The organism is Frankia sp. AgPm24 (genome assembly GCF_023243055.1).
Lineage (GTDB): Bacteria > Actinomycetota > Actinomycetes > Frankiales > Frankiaceae > Frankia > Frankia umida.
The window spans coordinates 1-18,665 of sequence record NZ_JALKFW010000193.1 but is presented as its reverse complement, the minus strand read 5'-3'; the positions used below and the strand labels follow the sequence as shown (position 1 = coordinate 18,665).

Sequence of the window (18,665 nt, the reverse complement as noted above, 5' to 3'; positions counted from 1 at the left end):
GCCCGCGACCATCGGCGCACCCGGGTTCTGTCGTGTCATTGCTGATCCCGTCCACTCGGCTCGTCGGTGCTGGTCGGGCCGGACGGGCCGGTCGGGCCGGTCGTGGGCGGCAGGATCAGCACGCCGTCGCCACCGTCGACCTCCCGCAGGCGCACGGCCACCAGCTCGCGACGCGAGGTCGGCATGTTCTTCCCGACGTAGTCGGCTCTGATCGGCAGTTCCCGATGCCCCCGGTCGACGAGGACGGCCAGCTGCACCGCACGCGGTCGCCCGTAGGCGGCCAGGGCGTCCAGCGCGGCGCGCACGGTGCGCCCGGAGAACAGGACGTCGTCGACGAGGATGACCACCTTGCCGTCGACGCCGCCGTCGGGGATCTCGGTCACCTCGAGTGGCCGAACTCCGCGCAAACGAAGATCATCGCGGTACATGGTGGGATCGAGCGAGCCGACGGGAAGATCCACGCCTTCCACTGCGTGTACACGGCGTACCAGTCGGTGCGCGAGGGGTACCCCACGAGTGGGTATACCGAGAAGCACCACACCGGCACCGCCGGTGGTCTTCTCGAGGATCTGATGTGCCATCCGACTGACGATCCGAGTGATGTCGTCGGCGGACAGTACTGTCCTGGCGGCGCCTGGACGGCGCGACACGGGGTCGCCCGGGGCGGCTGCGGCCACGCGGCATCCCTCCTTCCCCGCCTCACTGGACGGTCCTTAAAGGAGCGGTCCTAGCGACGTTACCAGGGCACTCCGGGCGCGGGAGGCTTCGTCCACAGACGAGACCGCGTACCCGCGGGGCGTCCGGTCAACCATCCGGCGATACCTCTCGCACATCGTTGCGACGCCAACTATCATCGCGAATCTGTGACTGCCAGTTACCGTGGCGTCTCGTGTACGCGCCGATACGGCGATCCGCGAAAGTTCCCGCCGGGCAGGTAGAGCGTGCAACCGGAGGGCTACAGAAAGTGGTACAAAGAAAGAAGCGACACGACCCCCCGGGTGTCGAGCCTCAACCTGCCGGGCACTACTATCGGTAACCGCCGGAGGCACGAGCCCCGGTACCAGTGATCAACCACGACAGGAGTGGGCACTCCGATGTCCGACTATGCGAAGGCGCTCGGTGCTCGGCTGCGCGCAATACGCACCCAGCAGGGGCTCTCGCTTCATGGCGTCGAGGAGAAGTCGCACGGTCGGTGGAAAGCCGTCGTCGTCGGTTCCTACGAACGTGGGGACCGCGCCGTCACCGTACAGCGTCTCTCGGAACTCGCGGAGTTCTACGGCGTTCCCGTCGGAGAGCTGCTGCCCGAGGGTTCCACCGTCGCCCCGCTGGAGCAGTCCCCGCGGATCGTGCTTGACCTCGAGCGTCTTTCCCAGGTCCCGAAGGAGCAGGGCGGCCCGCTCGCCCGCTACGCCGCGACCATCCAGAGCCAGCGCGGCGACTACAACGGCCGGGTGCTCTCCATCCGCTACGAGGACCTGCGCTCCCTCGCGGTGATCTACGACACCTCCCCGAGCAAGCTCACCGAGCAGCTCGTCTCCTGGGGCGTCCTGTCTCCCGAGCAGGGCGCGGACGCGACCGCCTCCGACGTCTGAGGCCCGCGCCGGGCGGCGCTGACCCGCCCCGTGTCCACAGGCACCACCCGCACCACCCGTAGTACTGGCGACCATCCGCACCATCGCACCGTTGGCACCTCGCAGCACCCGCGGCTTCGGTCGCGGTCCCGCCGGCACCGCGACCTGCGGTTTCGTCCGTGGCACGACTAGCATCGGCCGGCGGGAAAACGGTACGACCGGGGATCGATCGGCCATCCGATCGCGGCCGCACCAGGTACACAGGCGACGCCAGCCCTGCCGGGGAGATCCCGGTACGTCTCGGCCGGGGATACACCCCGGTACGCCGTCACACCGACGGCGTACCGGGCCGGTACCCCCCCGCCGCCCTGACCGCGGCGGCCTCCGCATCCACGACGGGCTCCCGTCGATCGTGGAGTCCTCAGGCCGCCCTGCGGCGACCACATCCGCTCCGGAGCACGGCAGCGGCGTGCCGTCACCGATCCCGGGCGGTCCTCCCGGTCCGGCACGATCCCGCTGGCCCACGCAGGCACGATGCGCGTGGCGTCGAGGCGAGGGGTGCGTGCTCACGGGTCCAGCCACCAGGCGCGCTGTCCACGCATGCTCAGGGACAGCGCCGTCGCCAGCCGGGCGAATGCCCGTCGATCGATCCAGAGGTCGGTCGACGGTCTCAGCGCTCGGGACGAATCCCGGCTGCCGAGTGGACGCCGACCCGACACGCGGATCGGGCGATCACAAAGCCGGGTCGGCCGCCGACGTGGGCACCGGCGCCGACGACGCCCCGGACCCGGCGACCGACGACGACGTGGCCGCCCCGGTTCCAGCCCCGGTCTCGACTTGCGTCCCGGTTTCGGACGACGTGGCGCCGTCCGGTCGAGCGGCGGTGCCGGTGGCGTCGAACAGGCCGCCGAGCAGGCCGTTGACGAAGCTCGGGGAGCGGTCGGTGGACAGGGACTTCGCGAGTTCGACGGCCTCGTCGATCACGACCCGCCCGGGGACGTCGGGGCGCCAGCCGAGCTCGAACACGGCGATACGCAGGATGTTGCGGTCGACGGGGGGCATCCTGTCCAGGGTCCAGCCCTGGGCGTGGTGGCCGATCCGGTCGTTGATCTCACGCCAGTTCTCGATGACGCCGACGACCAGACCCTCGGTGTACTCCGAGACGGGCGGGTCGGCACGCACCTTGCGGGCGGCGAGGATCTCGGAGACGTGCGCGCCGCGTACGTCCGCCTCGAAGAGGATGTCGAGCGCGCGGCGGCGAGCCTTCGAACGGGCGCTCAGCTCGTCACCCGGCCCAGATAACGGCCGTCGCGGGTGTCGACCTTGACCTTCTCCCCGGTGGTGATGAACAGCGGGACGTTGATCGTCGCACCGGTCTCGAGGGTGGCGGGCTTGGTCCCACCGGTGGAGCGGTCACCCTGCACACCGGGGTCGGTCTGCGCGATGGTGAGCTCGACGCTGGCCGGCAGCTCCACGTAGAGCGGGGCGCCGTCGTGCAGCGCGACCGTGCCGACCGTGTTCTCCAGCATGTAGTCGGACACCGAGCCGACGACAGCCGGCGGGATGGGGATCTGCTCGTAGGACTCGCTGTCCATGAAGACGTAGTCGGGACCGTCGCGGTAGAGGTAGGTCATCTCGCGACGGTCGACCGTGGCGATGTCGACCTTGAGGCCGGCGTTGAACGTACGGTCGACCACCTTGCCGGTGAGCACGTTCTTCAGGGTCGTGCGGACGAACGCACCGCCCTTACCCGGCTTGACGTGCTGGAAGCCCACGACGTTCCAGAGCACCCCGTCGAGGTCGAGCGTCATGCCGTTCTTCAGGTCGTTGGTCGTCGCCACTGCGTGCGTTCTCCGTTCGGTTGCCGTACTCCGACGGCGGATCGTCGTTGTCCGGATGCCTCGCCGCGGCGAGACTCCGTAAATCCCTGGGACCGGCCCGTCACGCCACCGGCCCGTCACCAGGCCGTCACGCCAGTGCGCCGTCACACCCGTAAGCCGTCACACCGCCGGACCGCTGGGCTGTCAACCGCCAGGCTGCCAGCCCGTCAGGCCGCCACACCACCGGGCCGCCAGGGCCCGGGCAGGCTGCTCCACACCAGCGGAGCCGGACACGCCACGATCTGCCAGTCCGCGGGCCAGTCTACCGAGCGACACTGCGATACGCCGCGGTGAGCAGGCTGCTCTCCGGATCGTCCACGATGGTCGTCTCGCCACGGGCGGTCAGACCGATGAAACGCAGACGCCGGCCGCGGGACTTCTTGTCGACGCGCATCGCGTCCAGCAGCGCCGGCCAGCGGTCCGCGTCGTAGCTGACGGGCAGCCCGATGCTGGTCAGCAGCCTGCGGTGGCGTCCGACGGTGGTCTCGTCCAGACCGACCGCGAGTCGGGACAGTTCCGCCGCGAACACCATGCCCACCGAGATCGCCTCACCGTGGCGCCAGCTGAAGTGCTCCACCTTCTCGATCGCGTGGCCGAGGGTGTGGCCGTAGTTGAGCACCTCGCGGCGCCCGGCCTCCCGCGGATCGCCGGAGACGACGTCCGCCTTCACCCGGATGGAGCGTTCGATCAGTTCGGGCAGATGGGTGAGGCCGGTGGGGTCGTCCTCGAGCAGGTCGAGGATGGCGCCGTCGGCGATGAAACCGGTCTTGACCACCTCGGCGAGTCCGGCGCGGACCTCGACGGCGGGCAGCGTGGCCAGCATCGCCAGGTCGCACAGCACCGTCAGCGGCTGGTGGAAGGCGCCCACCAGGTTCTTGCCGGCGTCGACGTCGATGCCGGTCTTGCCACCGACGGCCGCGTCGACCATGCCGAGCACCGTGGTCGGGACCTGCACGACATCCACCCCGCGCAGCCAGCTGGCCGCGACGAAACCGGCCAGGTCCGTCACGGTGCCACCGCCGAGCCCGATGATCACGTCATCGCGGGTCAGGCCGAGCCGACCCAGCACATCCCAGCATTCGCCCGCGACCGCCAGCCGCTTGGCCGGTTCGCCGTCGGGCACCTCGACGGCGTGCACCTCCAGGTCCGCCTGGGCGCGCAGATCCGCGACGATCCGGGCCGCGACCGCTCGCAGCGCCACCGGATGGATCAGGACCGCCCGGGTGCGACCGGTGACGATCTCGGCCAGACCGCCGAGCACCCCGTCCCCGAGGACGACGTCATAGGGACGTTCGCCCTGCGGCCGCACGGGAATCCGCACCACGTCAGCCACCTTCACCGACCCACTCACGACCGCACCCGCCCACTTCCCTGAGAACCAGAACCAGAACCAGCGCCGGAACCGACACCAGGGCCGGGGCCGGGGCCGGGGCCGGCGTTGTCGAGGGCGAGGGCGACCAGGTCGGCGACCTCGTCGGGCTCCCGGCCGGCGGTGTCGACGACGATCGCCGCGACCTCGAGGTAGAACGGCTCCCGCTCCCGCAACAGGGCGGCCAGGCGGGTGCGCGGCCCCTCGACCAGCAGCGGACGGTCGCGGGCCAACCCCACCCGCCGGACCGCGTCCGAGAGGCCGACCCGCAGGTAGGCGACCCGATGGCCGGCGAGCAGCGACCGGGTGGCCGGATCGAGCACCGAGCCGCCGCCGAGCGCGACGACCCCGGGATGTTCGGCGAGGGCCGCGGCCACCGCGCGGTGCTCGGCGGCGCGGAAGTACTCCTCACCGGAGTCGACGAAGATGTCCGAGATACCGCGGCCCTCGGCCGCCTCCACGTCCGCGTCGGTGTCGCGCAGGGTCACGCCCCAGCGTTGCGCGAGCCTGGTCCCCACGGTGGTCTTGCCCGCGCCGGGCGCGCCGACCAGGACGGCCAGCGGTCCCTTCGACGGCGGCGTCGTCGCCACCGCGTCCCCAACCATGATCGTGCGTCCTTGTCCCGCCGGGCTCGTCCGGCCATGTGAGGGTGACCGGACTCGTCCGGCCGCCGCGGAGGTACGGAGGTGTCGGGATGTCGAGGTGCTCTCGGCCCTGGTCAGTGGATGGGGAGCGCCTTGAGGTAGGACTCGCAGTTGCGCCGGCTCTCCTCGACCGAGTCACCGCCGAACTTCTCCAGTGCCGCGCCCGCGAGCACCAGCGCGACCATCGCCTCCGCGACGACTCCGGCGGCGGGCACCGCGCACACGTCCGACCGCTGGTTGATGGCGACGGCGGGCTCACCGGTGGTCACGTCGACGGTGGCCAGCGGACGGGTGAGCGAGGAGATCGGCTTCATCGCGATCCGGACCCGCAGCGGTTCGCCGGTGGTCATCCCACCCTCGATCCCGCCGGCCCGGTCGGTGATCCGGCGGACCTGCGGCACCGCGTGCCGACCGGTGCCGCTGATCGGTTCGATCTCGTCGTGGGCGACGGAGCCGCGCCGACGGGCGGTGGTGAAACCATCCCCGAACTCGACGCCCTTGATCGCCTGGATGCCCATCAGCTCGGCGGCGAGGCGGGCGTCGAGGCGGCGGTCGCCGTGCACGTAGCTGCCCAGGCCCGGGGGGCAGCCGTAGGCGAGCACCTCGACGATGCCGCCGAGGGTGTCGGAATCGGCGTGGGCGGCGTCGATCTCGGCGACCATCCGCGCGCTGGTCTCGCTGTCGGCGCAGCGGACGGGGTCGGCGTCCACCGTGTCGAGGGAGGTCGGCGCGGGGGTGCCCGCAGGCACCTCGACGGCGCCGATCGCCACCACGTGGGAGATCACCTCGATGCCGTACGCCTGGCGCAGCAGCGCCTTGGCCGCGGTGCCCAGCGCCACCCGGGCCGCGGTCTCCCGGGCGCTGGCCCGCTCCAGGACGGGACGGGCGTCGTCGAAGCCGTACTTCTGCATGCCGGCGAGGTCGGCATGGCCGGGCCGGGGCCGGGTCAGCGGCGCGTTGCGGCCGAGGCCGGCGAGCGTGGCCGGGTCGACCGGGTCGGGCGCCATCACCTGCTGCCACTTGGGCCACTCGGTGTTGCGCACCACGACGCTGATCGGACCGCCGAGCGAGACGCCGTGGCGCAGGCCGCCGAGCAGTTCGATCGCGTCCTGCTCAAAACTCATCCGGGCGCCACGGCCGTGGCCGAGCCGCCGACGGGCCAGCTCCGCCGCGATGTCCGCACTGGTCAGCCGGATCCCCGCCGGCAGCCCCTCGACTGTGGCCACCAGGGCCGGACCGTGGGACTCCCCCGCTGTCAACCAACGCACCATGCGAACCAGTCTTGCACGTCGCGGCACCCGGGCAGGCCCCACATGACCAAGCTCGCCCCGCCCCACCGGTGCCGTCGCGCGGTCAGCCGCCGGTGGCGAGGACGGCCAGCAGCGTGCCGGCGAGCAGAAACGGGCCGTAGGCCAGCCTGTCCCGCCGGTGCACCCGGCGGGCGGCGAGCAGCCCGAGCGCGACCACTCCGGCCAGGACGATCCCCGCGAACATGCCGACCAGGACGCTGCGCCAGCCCAGCCAGCCCAGGGCCATCCCGAGCAGCCCGACAAGTTTCACGTCGCCGCGGCCAAGACCGCCCCCGGCCAACCGGTACAACACGAGGAACACGGCGAAACACACCAGCCCCGCCACCGCGGCCCGCAGCAGCCGGCCGGGGGCGTCGTCGAGCAGCGCGGCGAGTCCGAGCAGCAGGCCGACCACCGGGTAGGACGGCAGGACCAGCGGATCCGGTAGCCGATGTTCCCGCAGGTCGATCGCGGCCAGCCAGACGCCGACGACCCCGAGCCACGCGTAGGCGGGCACCCAGCTCGGCTGCCGATGCAGCACCGTGACCACGCCACCCAGCACCGCCGCCGTCACCAGCGCGAGCGGCCAGGCACGCGGCGGGTCCCGCGGCGACTCGGACGCCCGCGGTGAGGTGAACAGGGCGACCACCCACGGCCCCCACCGGACGGCGACCCCCAGCGCGACCAGCCCGATCGCGGCGCCACCCCAGATCTCCCCCACGCCGGCCTCCCTTCCGCCGTCGCGCCCATCGCCCGTGACGCCCGTGACGCCCGTGACGCCCGGTTATACCGGTGATGCCGGTGCCACCCCGGTGGCGTCAGGGGTGGGCGGTGGCGTGGTCGTCGCCGGGCGGCGGCGGGCTGGCGCGCTGCTCGAGGGCCGCCTGGCCGGCGGTGAACAGCACACCCGCGGGAACATCGTGGCCGGTGAAGTGCGCGACCTGGCCGACGGCCTGCCCGGCGAGGATCTCCAGGCCGCCGGCGACGCGGGCGCCGGCGCGGTAGGCGGTGGCCGCGAGCGCGGTCGGCCAGGGATGGTAGAGCAGTTCGATCAGCGGGCTGGTGGCCGGCCAGCGGCGGCGGGCCAGCGGATCGGTCGCACCGGCGGGGGTGGTGGCCACGACCAGGTCGGGTCCGGCGGGCAGGCCGGTGGCCAGCAGCTCCCAGGGCAGGCAGGTGACGGCGATACCGAGTCGCTCGCCGACCTCGGCGAGTTCGGCGGCGGCCTCGGGGCGGCGGGCCACGACCGCCGTCTGCGGGCAGCCGGCGACGGCGAGCGCGGCCACCGCGGCGCGGGCGGTGCCACCGGCACCGATGATCATTGGCTGACGTGGCGTCCGGTCGGTCACCCGGCGCAGTGCGAACGTGATGCCGGCGACGTCGGTGTTGTCCCCGCGCAGATGGCCGTCCGCGCCGACGACGACGGTGTTGACCGCGCCGATCGCCGCCGCCGTCGGATCGACCTCGTCCAGCAGGTCCAGAACGACGGTCTTCAGCGGCATGGTCAGCGACACACCGAGCCAGCCGGGTTCGGTGCGCAGCCGCGCCAGCATCGCCGGCAGCCCCACCGGCTCACAGTGGATGGCGGTGTAGCGCACCGCCAGACCGAGGCGGGCATAGGCGGCACCGTGCAGCACCGGGGACAGCGAATGGTCCACCGGGGCGCCCAGCACCGCGGCGCGGGCCGGCTCCCGCGCCGTCGCCGACGCGGCGACCCGCGCGGACCAGCCGCGTCGTCCGGCCACATCCCCGGCCCCGGCCTTGGCTTCGGCTTCGGCTTCGGCTTCGGCCCCGGCTTCGGCCCCGGCCATCGGGGCGGGGTCCACGTCCTGCGTCACTGCATCTCCCGTCCCGTACCAGCCCTGCGCACCAGGTCGCCGCGCGACATCCGTCCGTGCCGGTAACTACTCGCGGCCGCCCTCGGCGCGGTAGCGGGCCTGGAGGGCGGTCCATTGCGCGGAGGTCGTCGCGAACTCGGTGACGTTGCTGCGCGGCATGGACACGAAGTACAGCCAGGTGCCGTCCGCCGGCGCCAGGGCCGACTTCAACGCCCACAGGCCCGGGTTGGAGATCGCGCCCGGCGGCAGACCCGCGACCGAGCGGGTGTTGTACGGGTTCGCCCGGGTCAGCTGCTCCTGCGAGAGCGGGCCGGTGTACTCGTCCTCGGCGTAACGGGTGGTGGAGTCCATGTCGAGGCGACGGAACCCGCCGGTGGTGTCGGCCAGCCGGTTGTAGATCACCCGGGCGACCTTCGGGCCCTCGTCGGCGTTCGCGACCTCCTTCTCGATGATCGAGGCGATGGTCACGATCTCGGCGGGCTTCAGGTTGCGGGCGGCCGCCCCCTGCTCGAGGTTGATCGCCGCGGCCTCGGTCCTGAACCGGTCGACGAACGAGCTCAGCAGCTGCACCGGGCTCTGCCCGGGCGTGATGTCGTAGGTCGACGGGAACAGGTAGCCCTCCAGCGTCGGCGCGTAGGCCGGCACGCCGAGCTGGGCCGGGTTACGCACGATCGCCTCGAGGTCCGCCATCGGTGTGCCGAGGCGGTCGTGGATGCCGGCGAGCACCGCCTGGACGGTCATACCCTCCTTGATCACGAACCGGAACGGCGCACCCGAGGCGGGATCGAGCAGCGCGGTGAGCGCGGCCTGGGCGCTCATCCGGCTGCGCAGCCGGTAGGTGCCCGGCTGGATGCCCAGCGACTTCGGGTTGGCCGCGGCGGCCTTGACGAACGCACCGACCGACGCTGTCACGTTCGCGTCGTGCAGTGCCCGGGCGATCTGGCTGGCGGTGGCGCCGTCGGGGACGCGCACGACGGCGATGCCGTCGCCGGAGCCGGCGAAGTCCGCGGCGGACGAACCGCCCGAGACGTGGCCGACCAGCTTGCCGACGCCCACGATGCCAAGCCCCAGCAGCGCGGCGACGACGACGAGGATCGCGATCAGTTTCGGCAACGCCCGCCCGCCGCGGCGCCGCGGCGGCGGCGGCGAGTCGTCGTCCCAGGAGCCGCCCCAGCCGCCGTCGGAGGCCGCCCGGCCACGTCCCCCCGACCCCCCGTCCGGGTCGTAGTCGTCGTCGGGGTCGTAGGGCTCCCCGGGGCCGTAGGACGGATCGTCGTCGTAGCGGCCAGCGCCCGGGCCAAGGGCGCCCTGACGCTGGTACCTCTCGTCCGCCTCCTCGGGGTAGGCCACCCCGTCGGCGTGGACACCCTCGTCGCCGTAGCCGCGCTCGTCGCCGTAGCCGTTCTTGTCGCCGTAGCCGCGTTCGTCGCCATAGCCATGCTCGTCGCCGTAGCCGGCTTCGTCCGGGTAGGCGGCTTCGTCCGGGTAGGCGGCCCCGTGCCCGTAGGCGGCCTCCTCCGGGTAGGGACGACGCCCGGCGGCCCGCCGATCACCGACACGTCGATCGCCGTCGGCGCGGCCACCACGATCACCTGGGCGGCCGTCCCCCACGCGGCGCTCGCCGACCCGGCGCTCGCCAGCACGTGGCTCGCCAGCACGTGGCTCGCCAGCACGTGGCTCGCCGGATCGGCGGCCCCCGAAGGCAGGGTCGTCGTAGCTGTCGGGGGGCGGATAGGCATCAGGACGGCCGGGCCCGCGGCGCCCGGGGGCGTCGGGACGATTCGCCCCGCGACGGCCAGCGGGGCGCGGGGGCTGACCGCCGTAGGGGTCCTCGTCGAGGATCTCCTCGAGATCGCGGCGGGTCACCTGGCGTCCTGCGAACCGGCCATCCCGCCTTCCGGCGTCCAGCCGGGTGAGCCACCGGACCCGCGACGGCTGTCCAGGTCGTGCTGGAGGATCTGCACGGCTGCCTCCTGATCGACAAGGCTGCGACGGGCGCGGGAACGGACGCCTCGTTCGGCCATTCTGCGATGCGCAGCCACCGTGGTCAGCCGCTCATCGACGAACCGCACCGGAATGGGGGCGATTCGCCCGGCGAGCACCTCGGCGTACTTCCGGACCAGGTCCACGGCGCGGCCCTCCTGCCCCGACAGCTGCCGGGGCAGGCCCACCACGACCTCTACAGCGTGCCGCTGCGCGACGATCTCCGCAAGAGCGTCGATGTCTGTTCTGCCACGCTTGTCTCTGGCGAGCGTGGTGACCGGGACCGCCAGCAGTCCATCGGGGTCGCTCGCGGCCACCCCGACCCGCACCGATCCCACATCCACTCCCACCCGGACACCAGGCCGGGCCCCCCGTGGAACGGTCACCTAACGGCCGACGAGCTCGGTCACCAGGCCGCGCAGCCTGACGAACGCGGCCGGCACGAGCTCCGCGGTGCCGCCGCCGCCCTGGGCGATGTCGGGCTTGCCGCCACCCTTGCCACCGAGCGCCGCCCAGCTGCCGCGGACCAGGTCGCCCGCCCGCAGTCCCCGGGCGCGCGCCCCGTCATCGGTGACGACCACGATCGAGGCGCCGTCGGCGCGTCCGATCGCGACCACCGCGGGCCGTCCGGCGAGCCGACCGCGGATGTCCATGGCGAGCAGACGCAGGTCGTCGGGGGCGGTACCGGCGGGCACCTCGGCGGTGACGACGGCGACGCCGCCGATCTCCTCGGCGCCTTCGGCGAGCGTCCCGGCGCCGGCGAGCACGGCGGCGGCGCGCAGCTTGTCGAGCTCCCGCTCGGCGTCGCGAAGCCGGCTGACGATGTCGTTGACCCGGTCGGCCAGTTCGTCGGGGCGGGCCTTGAGCGCGGTGGACAGCTGCGAGACGAGCAGATGCTCGCGGGCCAGGTAACGGAACGCGTCCAGACCGACAAGCCCCTCGACGCGGCGCGTCCCGGCCGAGATGGACGCCTCCGAGAGCAGCTTCACCGCGCCCAGCTGCGCCGAACTCGCCACATGTGTGCCGCCGCAGAGCTCACGGGCGTAGTCACCGACATCGACGACCCGCACCGCGTCGCCGTACTTCTCGCCGAACAGCGCCATCGCGCCGAGCCGGCGAGCCTCCTCCTGGGTGGTGACGAACGCGCGTACCGGCAGGTCGCGCAGCGCCACCTCGTTGATCTCGTCCTCGACGTCGGCGAGCACGGACGCGGGCACCGCGCCGAGGGCGTGGAAGTCGAACCGCAGCCGCCCCGGCGAGTTCAGCGACCCGGCCTGGGTCGCCCCCTCCCCCAGCGCCCGGCGAAACGCCGCGTGGACGAGGTGGGTGGCGGTGTGCGACCGCGACACCGCGCGCCGCCGGTTCTCCTCCACCAGGGCCTGCACCCGGTCGCCGACCTTCAGCTCACCGGAACGCACCCGCACCCGGTGCAGGACGAGTTCGGGTACCGGCCGCTGGACGTCGAGGACCTCCACCTCGCCGCCGTCGAACCGCAGAATCCCGAGGTCGGCCTCCTGGCCACCGCTCTCGGCGTAGAAGGGGGTGACGTCGAGCACGACGCCGACCTCCTCGCCGGCCCCCGCGGCCGGGCGGCCCAGCCCGTCGGCGATACCGACCAGCCCCACCACCGAGGACTCGCGGGTCAGCTCCTCGTAGCCGGTGAACGTCGTCGGGCCGGCCGCGGCCAGGATCGGGCGAAACGCGGACAGGTCGAGGTTGCCGATGCGCCGGGCGGCCCGGTCGGCCTTGGCGGTCTGGCGCTGACGTTCCATCAGCCGGCGGAAACCCGCCTCGTCGACCGAGAGCCCCGCCTCGGCGGCCATCTCCAGCGTCAGGTCGATCGGGAAGCCGTAGGTGTCGTGCAGCTTGAACGCCTCGTCACCGGCCAGCGTCGTCGCCCCGGTGGCCCGGACCTGCCGGACCGCGGTGTCGAAGATCGTCGTGCCGGTGCGCAGGGTCTCGGCGAACGCCATCTCCTCGGCGACCGCCACCCGGGTGATCGTCTCGGCGTCGTTGACGAGTTCGGGGTAGATCGGGCCCATCGCGGTGCCGATGACCTCGAACAACCGCTCCATCACCGGCTCGCGCGCGCCGAGCAGTCGGGCGTCGCGCACCGCCCGGCGCAGCAGCCGGCGCAGCACGTAGCCACGGCCCTCGTTGGACGGCGTGATGCCGTCGGAGATCAGCATCGCGGCGGTGCGGGAGTGGTCGGCGATCACCCGCAGCCGTACGTCGGAGTCCGGGTCGGCGCCGTAGCGGCGGCCGGTGAGTCGGCTCGCGACATCCAGCACCGGACGGGAGATGTCGATCTCGTAGACGTTCTCGACGCCCTGGAGGATGACGGCCATCCGCTCGAGGCCCATGCCGGTGTCGATGTTGCGGCTCGGCAGCTCGCGCAGGATCGGATAGTCGTAGCCGGCACCCTCACCGCGTTCGAACTGCATGAACACGAGGTTCCAGACCTCGAGGTAACGGTTCTCGTCGGCCACCGGGCCGCCGTCGCGGCCGTGGTCGGGCCCCCGGTCGAAGTAGATCTCGCTGCACGGACCGCACGGGCCCGGCACGCCCATCGACCAGTAGTTGTCCTCCTTGTCGCGGCGCTGGATGCGCTCCGCGGGCAGCAGTTCGCGCCAGATCCCCTCGGCCTCGTCATCGTCGAGGTAGACGGTGGCCCACAGGTCGTCCGGCTTGAAGCCGAAGCCGTCGACGAGCAGCTCGAAGGCGAACGGGATCGCCTCGGCCTTGAAGTAGTCGCCGAAGGAGAAGTTGCCGCACATCTGGAAGAACGAGGCGTGCCGGGTGGTCCGCCCGACGTTCTCGATGTCGACGGTCCGCACGACCTTCTGCACACTGGCCGCCCGCGGCCACGGCGGCGCCAGATCACCGAGGAAGTACGGCTTGAACGGCACCATGCCGGCGTTGACCAGCAGCAACGTCGGGTCCGGCGCGATCAGGGAGGCGCTGGGGACCACGGTGTGCTCACGCGCGGCGAAGTGGTTCAGAAAGCGGCTGCGGATCTCGGCCGTGTCCATCGTTTCGTCCAGACTGGTGGGAGGAGCATCGTCATCCGGCGCGGAGCGGCGGTGCCGCCCCTGCGGCTGCCGGCGGCCGGTCAGGACGGGCGGGCGCCGGGGACCAGCCGCATCGTCCGCTCGAGGTCGTCAACCGGAGCGGCGAGGTCGTCATCCGGGTCGCGGTCCAGCCCAAGCGCACCACGGATCTCCTCCTCCCGCTCCGCCGCGGCCTCACGGACATCCGCGAGGAACTCCTGCAGTGACTGTACGAGAGATCCGGCGAGGCTGGTCGGCGTGAGCGCCGCGGCGGCCTTCGCGGCCTGTCGCACGACGACCACACCCGCCGCCGCGCCGAAAGCCAGATAGAAGACACGCGACATCTAGTGGCCTCCCCGCGACCCACCAGCGGTGCCGGTGGCCTGCGCCAGCGGCGAACCGTCGCCACCCGGCGCCGCACCGCCGCCGCGCCGCGTCGCCTTCTCGGTCCTGAGCTGCGTCCTGACCCGCGACTCGACCTCGGATCGGGTCCGCTTGGCCGCGGCCTTGCGCACGCCGTAGCTGAACGCGGCCACCCGCACCATCGGACCGCCGAGGGTCGCGGCGAACAGCGACGTCAGCGACGAGACGTTCGTGGTGATCGACTGGACGTTCGCCGTGATCGCGTCGACCCGGTCAAGCTCCTTGTTCACGTGGGCAAGTGCCACATTGACCTCGTCCACCGTTGCCCCGGCCTGGCGGACCCGGGCGGTCCCCTCGTCGATGACAAGGCCGGTCTGACGCACGCGCGCTGCCGCCTCGTCAAAGATGCGGCCGAGTTTGAGCAGGACGAAACAGCCGAAGAGCGCGAGCACCGCGAACGCGCCGGACGCGATCAGGCCCGCGACCGCTCCACCGGACATATGTGCTCCCTGCCTCCGTCGTCATGCGGGATCATCCGTCGTAAGGGGATCATCACCGTAAAGGGATCATCGTCGTTATGGGTCGGTGGTTGACCTTACCGAGGCAGCCGCCTCGACCATGGGTAGCCCCCACCACCACTCGCGGGTCCCCGCCGCCGATGTCCTGGCGGTGTCCGTCCATCGCCGGCCGTCAGGCCCGCGCGTCGGTGGCCGTCAGGTCCGCGCCTCGTCGGGGTCGGGGCCGCTGGCCGTGTCGGTGGTCGGATCGGTGGCCGTGCCGCGGACGACGGCGCGCAGGTCGCGCAGCCGCTCGGACGCACGCCGTTCGAAACCGTTGCCGCCCGGGGTGTAGTAGTCGGTACCGACCAGGCCGTCCGGCGGATACTGCTGGCGCACCACGCCAGCGGGCTCGTCGTGCGGATACCGGTAGCCGTCCCCGCTGCCGGCGCGAGCGGCACCCGCGTAGTGGGCGTCCCGCAACGGCGGTGGGACGGAGCCGGCCAGCCCGGCCCGGACGTCCGCCGTGGCCGCGTCCATCGCCCGGATCACCGCGTTCGACTTCGGCGCGAGCGCCAGGTGGATGACCGCCTGGGCCAGCGCGAGGCGGGCCTCGGGCAGTCCGACCAGGTCCAGGGCCTGCGCCGCCGCGACCGCGACCCCGAGCGCCCCCGGGTCGGCCATCCCCACGTCCTCACTGGCCAGGATGATCATGCGCCGGGCGACGAACCGCGGGTCCTCACCGGCGGCCAGCATCCGGGCCAGGTAGTGCAGGGCGGCATCCGGATCCCCGCCACGCATCGACTTGATGAACGCGCTGACCACGTCGTAGTGCTGGTCCCCGGACCGGTCGTAACGCACCGCCGCCCGGTTGACCGCCTGCTCCAGCACCCGCACATCCAGCTGGACGGCCACCGCCGCCGGACCCTCGCCCGCCGCCTCGCCCGTGTCCGAGGCGGCGCTCTCGCCCGCCGCCTCGGCGAGCACGGCCTCCGCACCGGCTTCCAGGATGGTCAGGGCCCGGCGAGCGTCCCCTCCGGCGAGCCGGACGACGTGCTCGCGCGCCGGGGTGGTCAGCTCGATCCGGCCGCCATAACCCCTCGGGTCGCGCAGGGCACGGTCGAGCACGCCACGGATGTCGTCCTCGGTCAGTGGCTCGAGGGTGAGCAGCAGCGAGCGGGACAGCAACGGACTCACCACCGAGAAGAACGGGTTCTCGGTGGTCGCGGCCACGAGTGTCACCCAGCCGTGTTCCACCGACGGCAACAGGGCGTCCTGCTGGGTGCGGGTGAAGCGGTGCACCTCGTCGATGAACAGCACCGTGCGGGTGCCCGAACCGCCCCGCGCGGCCCTGGCCTCGTCGATGATCGCCCGGACGTCACGCACCCCTGCCGTGACGGCCGACAGTTCCCGAAAACGCCGCCCGGTCGCCTTCGACACGATGTGGGCCAGCGTCGTCTTGCCCGTGCCGGGTGGCCCCCAGAGGATCACCGAGGTCGTGCCACCGCCCTCGACCAGGCGCCGCAGCGGACTGCCCGCTCCCAGCAGATGACGCTGGCCGACGATCTCGTCCAGCGTCGCCGGTCGCAGCCGGGAGGCGAGCGGCTCCGCGGCCAGGGTCCCAGCGGCCAGGGTCCCAGCGGACGAGGTCCCAGCGGAGGTGGACGCGGCGGCGTCCGAGGTGGCGGGCGTGGACCTGCCCGGCCGGGCGGGTCGGGACGCCGCCGCCACGTCGAACAGGTCGGCCGGGTCGAACAGGCTCACCGACTCACGGTACGTCGGGCCGGGCCGATGACCGCGACCGTGCGATCAGTGCGAGCTCGGCGGCTCGGAGAAGCTGCCCCGCCACACCGGCACCGGCGCGGGCGGCAGGTACTCGTCGCTGTAGGTGGGCACCGGGATGACCGGGGCGACCGGTCGTACCTGCCCGGTCCGGGCCATCGACAGCGCACCGGACTCGGTCACACCGCCCATCGCGGTGAAGATGACCACGGCCAGCACCGAGAAGGCGATCACGCAGACGATCGGGGCGAGGGCGATCGGGTCCGCACCGTCAATGCGCAGGTCATCGCCCGCGAGCAGGGCCGGGTCGGCCGAGACGCGGGTGGCGGCCATCGCCGTGTAATGCATGCCGCAGACCGCCGCCGCCATGACCATCGAGGCGAAGACGACATGGCGGCCGGTCCGCACACGGAATGCGATCCACAACGCGGCGGTGGCGGCCGCGACCGCGATGGCCACCGAGAGCGCGACCACCGACACCCGGTAGGTCACCTCGCCGCCGGTGTGCATGGCCGCCATCCCGGTGTAGTGCATGGCCGCGACGCCAAGCCCGGCGACCAGCCCACTGGCACCCAGCCAGCCCAGGCTGTGCGGATGCCGGGCGACCAGGGTGAGCCCCAACGCGGACGCGCCGACCGCGATGAGAAGCGAGAGCCCGGTATAGGGCAGACCGTAACGCAGATCCAGCCCTGATACCTGGTAGCCGATCATTCCGATGAAATGCATCGACCAGATCGCCCCGCCCCCCAGCGAGACGGCGGCGGCCCCTGTCCACCGGACACGCTCCCGCCCGGCGGACAGGGGGATGCGGATCGCGCTGACCAGGGCCGCAAACGAACCGATCAGGGCGAGGCCGATCGACACGGCGACGAACAGCAGGTCCTGGCTTGCGTGCTGGTGAACAGCAGCCGCAACGATCATTGACTCCCCCTTGACGCGCAACCGAGCACCACATTTAGCACGCCTTGGGATTGAAAACCAAATGATAAGGAAAGGTGATATTCACGACACCAGAAGACCCTCATAGCGGTCATAAGGGACAAGCCGTACTCGCGATGTCGCGACTGCCGCACCTCTCGGTCGCGCACCGTCCACCAGAACCGGCCAGCGCCGCCCGTCCAGTACCCGCACGCCGCGCGCCAACCGTTTCGACACGGCCGCGAAGACCAGCTTGCGGAGGTCCGAGACGACGTTTTCTACCTGCATCGACCCCGGAGAGTAACCAGTCGTGGCGATCGACATCGGCGACGATCCACGCCGCCTCCCGAACGATTCGACGTCACCCTGGATGCCTGCGGACCCACACCGGTAGCGCGCGACCAGCGGTTCCACCAGCAGCCCGACCGACCCGGCACCCGAACTGGGCGCTCCGACCCTCGCACCAGTGCGACAGACCTTCACCTTCAGGTGGCTACCAAGAAGAAAAGACGCGCCCGCCTCGCCCCGCACGGGATTCCGTCGCCGACCATGAGGGCGAAACCAGGCGCGTGACCGTCACCCCGTCCTCTCAGCACCGATCATCGGACCACTCAGGGAACACGGAGAATTCGCCGGCATACTTGACATCGGGCGATGTAGGCGATTTTCACGACCCAGCGCACTCCGTTACCCAAAAGACCACTTATTCTTTATCGAGCGGCCTATTTGAGCAATGCGACGCGGTATGGTTCGGCTGGTCGGTTTGCCTGCGCGGATGGCCCACCGCACCGGATGTGGAGATATGCACCCACCGGCGACGTCGACCGTCTCTGCGCGGATCAGATCCCACTGGACGCAGAACCAGATTCAGCCCGAGCCCGGATTCAGCCCGGAAAGGTGCAACCCATGAGCGCGTTCCCGCCCACCCGCACCCGCACCGCGAGAACCGTCACCCCCCGGCCCCCCGCGGCGCGCGCGGCCCACCCTGGCGGCGCCCGTTCGACCTCGCCGGCGGCGGCGACGACGTCCGCGCCACCCGCACCGGCTACGGCGCGCGGCCTGGCACCGGGTGTACTGGCCGCGAGCCTGCGAGCCGCGGGGGTGCCCGCGCAGGCGACCGGATCCGCGAACCGGGTCGGTCGGCACGTCCGGGTACCCAAGACCGCCGAACTCGTCGCCGCCCACCTACGCCGCCAGATCGTGCGCGGTGAACTCCACGAAGGCGACGCCCTACCCCCCGAAGCCGTCCTCATGGAACAGTTCGGCGTCTCCCGACCCACCCTGCGCGAAGCCTTCCGCGTCCTGGAATCCGAAGCCCTCATCAGCGTCCGCCGCGGCGCCCACGGCGGCGCCCGCGTCCACACCCCCGGGGGGGGGGGGGGCGGCCCCCCCCCCCCCCCCCCCCGCGCCCCCCCCCCCCCCCCCCCCCCCCCCCCCCCCCCCCCCCCCCCCCCCCCCCCCCCCCCCCCCCCCCCCCCCCC

The 18,665-nt window shown here is 72.2% G+C and carries 17 protein-coding genes; 2 read left to right on the top strand and 15 right to left on the bottom strand.

Annotated elements, in window-relative coordinates; genetic code table 11:
* Positions 1 to 35: 35 nt before the first annotated feature.
* Positions 36 to 677, bottom strand: coding sequence for a bifunctional pyr operon transcriptional regulator/uracil phosphoribosyltransferase PyrR (gene pyrR / locus MXD61_RS15580; RefSeq protein WP_308222762.1), 642 nt, complete (start codon positions 675 to 677; stop codon positions 36 to 38).
* 417 nt (positions 678 to 1,094) lie between these two features.
* Between pyrR and MXD61_RS15575 the strand changes: the two genes are divergently transcribed.
* Positions 1,095 to 1,592: a transcriptional regulator gene (locus MXD61_RS15575; protein WP_009742788.1), complete on the top strand. Its 498-nt coding sequence runs from the start codon at positions 1,095 to 1,097 to the stop codon at positions 1,590 to 1,592.
* Positions 1,593 to 2,303: 711 nt separating this feature from the next.
* Here MXD61_RS15575 and nusB read toward each other — a convergent pair.
* The 14 genes from nusB to MXD61_RS15505 all read right to left on the bottom strand — a co-directional run bounded on the left by nusB (position 2,304) and on the right by MXD61_RS15505 (position 17,187).
* The gene (gene nusB, locus MXD61_RS15570) at positions 2,304 to 2,813 is read right to left on the bottom strand and encodes a transcription antitermination factor NusB (protein WP_248813974.1); all 510 of its coding nucleotides are present in this window, start codon (positions 2,811 to 2,813) and stop codon (positions 2,304 to 2,306) included.
* Between the two features lie 35 nt (positions 2,814 to 2,848).
* Positions 2,849 to 3,412: an elongation factor P gene (gene efp, locus MXD61_RS15565; RefSeq protein ID WP_248813946.1), complete on the bottom strand. Its 564-nt coding sequence runs from the start codon at positions 3,410 to 3,412 to the stop codon at positions 2,849 to 2,851.
* A 301-nt stretch (positions 3,413 to 3,713) separates the two neighbouring features.
* Positions 3,714 to 4,802: a 3-dehydroquinate synthase gene (gene aroB / locus MXD61_RS15560; protein ID WP_248813943.1), complete on the bottom strand. Its 1,089-nt coding sequence runs from the start codon at positions 4,800 to 4,802 to the stop codon at positions 3,714 to 3,716.
* The gene (locus tag MXD61_RS15555) at positions 4,799 to 5,425 is read right to left on the bottom strand and encodes a shikimate kinase (protein WP_248813942.1); all 627 of its coding nucleotides are present in this window, start codon (positions 5,423 to 5,425) and stop codon (positions 4,799 to 4,801) included. The genes aroB and MXD61_RS15555 overlap by 4 nt, the downstream gene beginning before the upstream one ends.
* A 113-nt stretch (positions 5,426 to 5,538) precedes the next feature.
* Positions 5,539 to 6,735 carry a chorismate synthase gene (aroC, locus tag MXD61_RS15550; protein WP_248813941.1) on the bottom strand — a complete coding sequence of 399 codons (1,197 nt, stop codon included), beginning with the start codon at positions 6,733 to 6,735 and terminating at the stop codon, positions 5,539 to 5,541.
* Positions 6,736 to 6,817: 82 nt separating this feature from the next.
* On the bottom strand, positions 6,818 to 7,474 hold the full coding sequence (locus tag MXD61_RS15545; protein ID WP_248813940.1) for an A24 family peptidase: 657 nt from the start codon (positions 7,472 to 7,474) through the stop codon (positions 6,818 to 6,820).
* Between the two features lie 97 nt (positions 7,475 to 7,571).
* Positions 7,572 to 8,591: a shikimate dehydrogenase gene (locus MXD61_RS15540; RefSeq protein ID WP_308222761.1), complete on the bottom strand. Its 1,020-nt coding sequence runs from the start codon at positions 8,589 to 8,591 to the stop codon at positions 7,572 to 7,574.
* A gap of 66 nt (positions 8,592 to 8,657) precedes the next feature.
* Positions 8,658 to 10,457, bottom strand: a complete 1,800-nt coding sequence (gene mltG / locus MXD61_RS28510) for an endolytic transglycosylase MltG (protein ID WP_248813939.1) — start codon at positions 10,455 to 10,457, stop codon at positions 8,658 to 8,660.
* A complete protein-coding gene (gene ruvX, locus MXD61_RS15530) occupies positions 10,454 to 10,960 on the bottom strand; it encodes a Holliday junction resolvase RuvX (protein ID WP_374629009.1) in 507 nt (168 codons plus the stop codon). The genes mltG and ruvX overlap by 4 nt, the downstream gene beginning before the upstream one ends.
* Positions 10,961 to 13,606, bottom strand: coding sequence for an alanine--tRNA ligase (alaS, locus tag MXD61_RS15525; RefSeq protein ID WP_248813937.1), 2,646 nt, complete (start codon positions 13,604 to 13,606; stop codon positions 10,961 to 10,963).
* An 80-nt stretch (positions 13,607 to 13,686) separates the two neighbouring features.
* Entirely contained in the window at positions 13,687 to 13,968 is a 282-nt protein-coding gene (locus MXD61_RS15520; protein WP_163547890.1) for a hypothetical protein, read from the bottom strand.
* Positions 13,969 to 14,487 carry a DUF948 domain-containing protein gene (locus MXD61_RS15515; RefSeq protein ID WP_248813934.1) on the bottom strand — a complete coding sequence of 173 codons (519 nt, stop codon included), beginning with the start codon at positions 14,485 to 14,487 and terminating at the stop codon, positions 13,969 to 13,971.
* 213 nt (positions 14,488 to 14,700) lie between these two features.
* Positions 14,701 to 16,248 carry a replication-associated recombination protein A gene (locus MXD61_RS15510; protein ID WP_374629008.1) on the bottom strand — a complete coding sequence of 516 codons (1,548 nt, stop codon included), beginning with the start codon at positions 16,246 to 16,248 and terminating at the stop codon, positions 14,701 to 14,703.
* 45 nt (positions 16,249 to 16,293) lie between these two features.
* Positions 16,294 to 17,187 (bottom strand): MHYT domain-containing protein, encoded by an 894-nt coding sequence (locus tag MXD61_RS15505; RefSeq protein WP_248813932.1) that lies wholly within the window; start codon positions 17,185 to 17,187, stop codon positions 16,294 to 16,296.
* A gap of 903 nt (positions 17,188 to 18,090) precedes the next feature.
* On the opposite strand from MXD61_RS15505, the gene MXD61_RS15500 reads away from it, so the two are divergent.
* Positions 18,091 to 18,665 (top strand): FadR/GntR family transcriptional regulator (locus tag MXD61_RS15500; protein ID WP_248813930.1); only part of this gene is annotated, 575 nt, incomplete at its 3' end.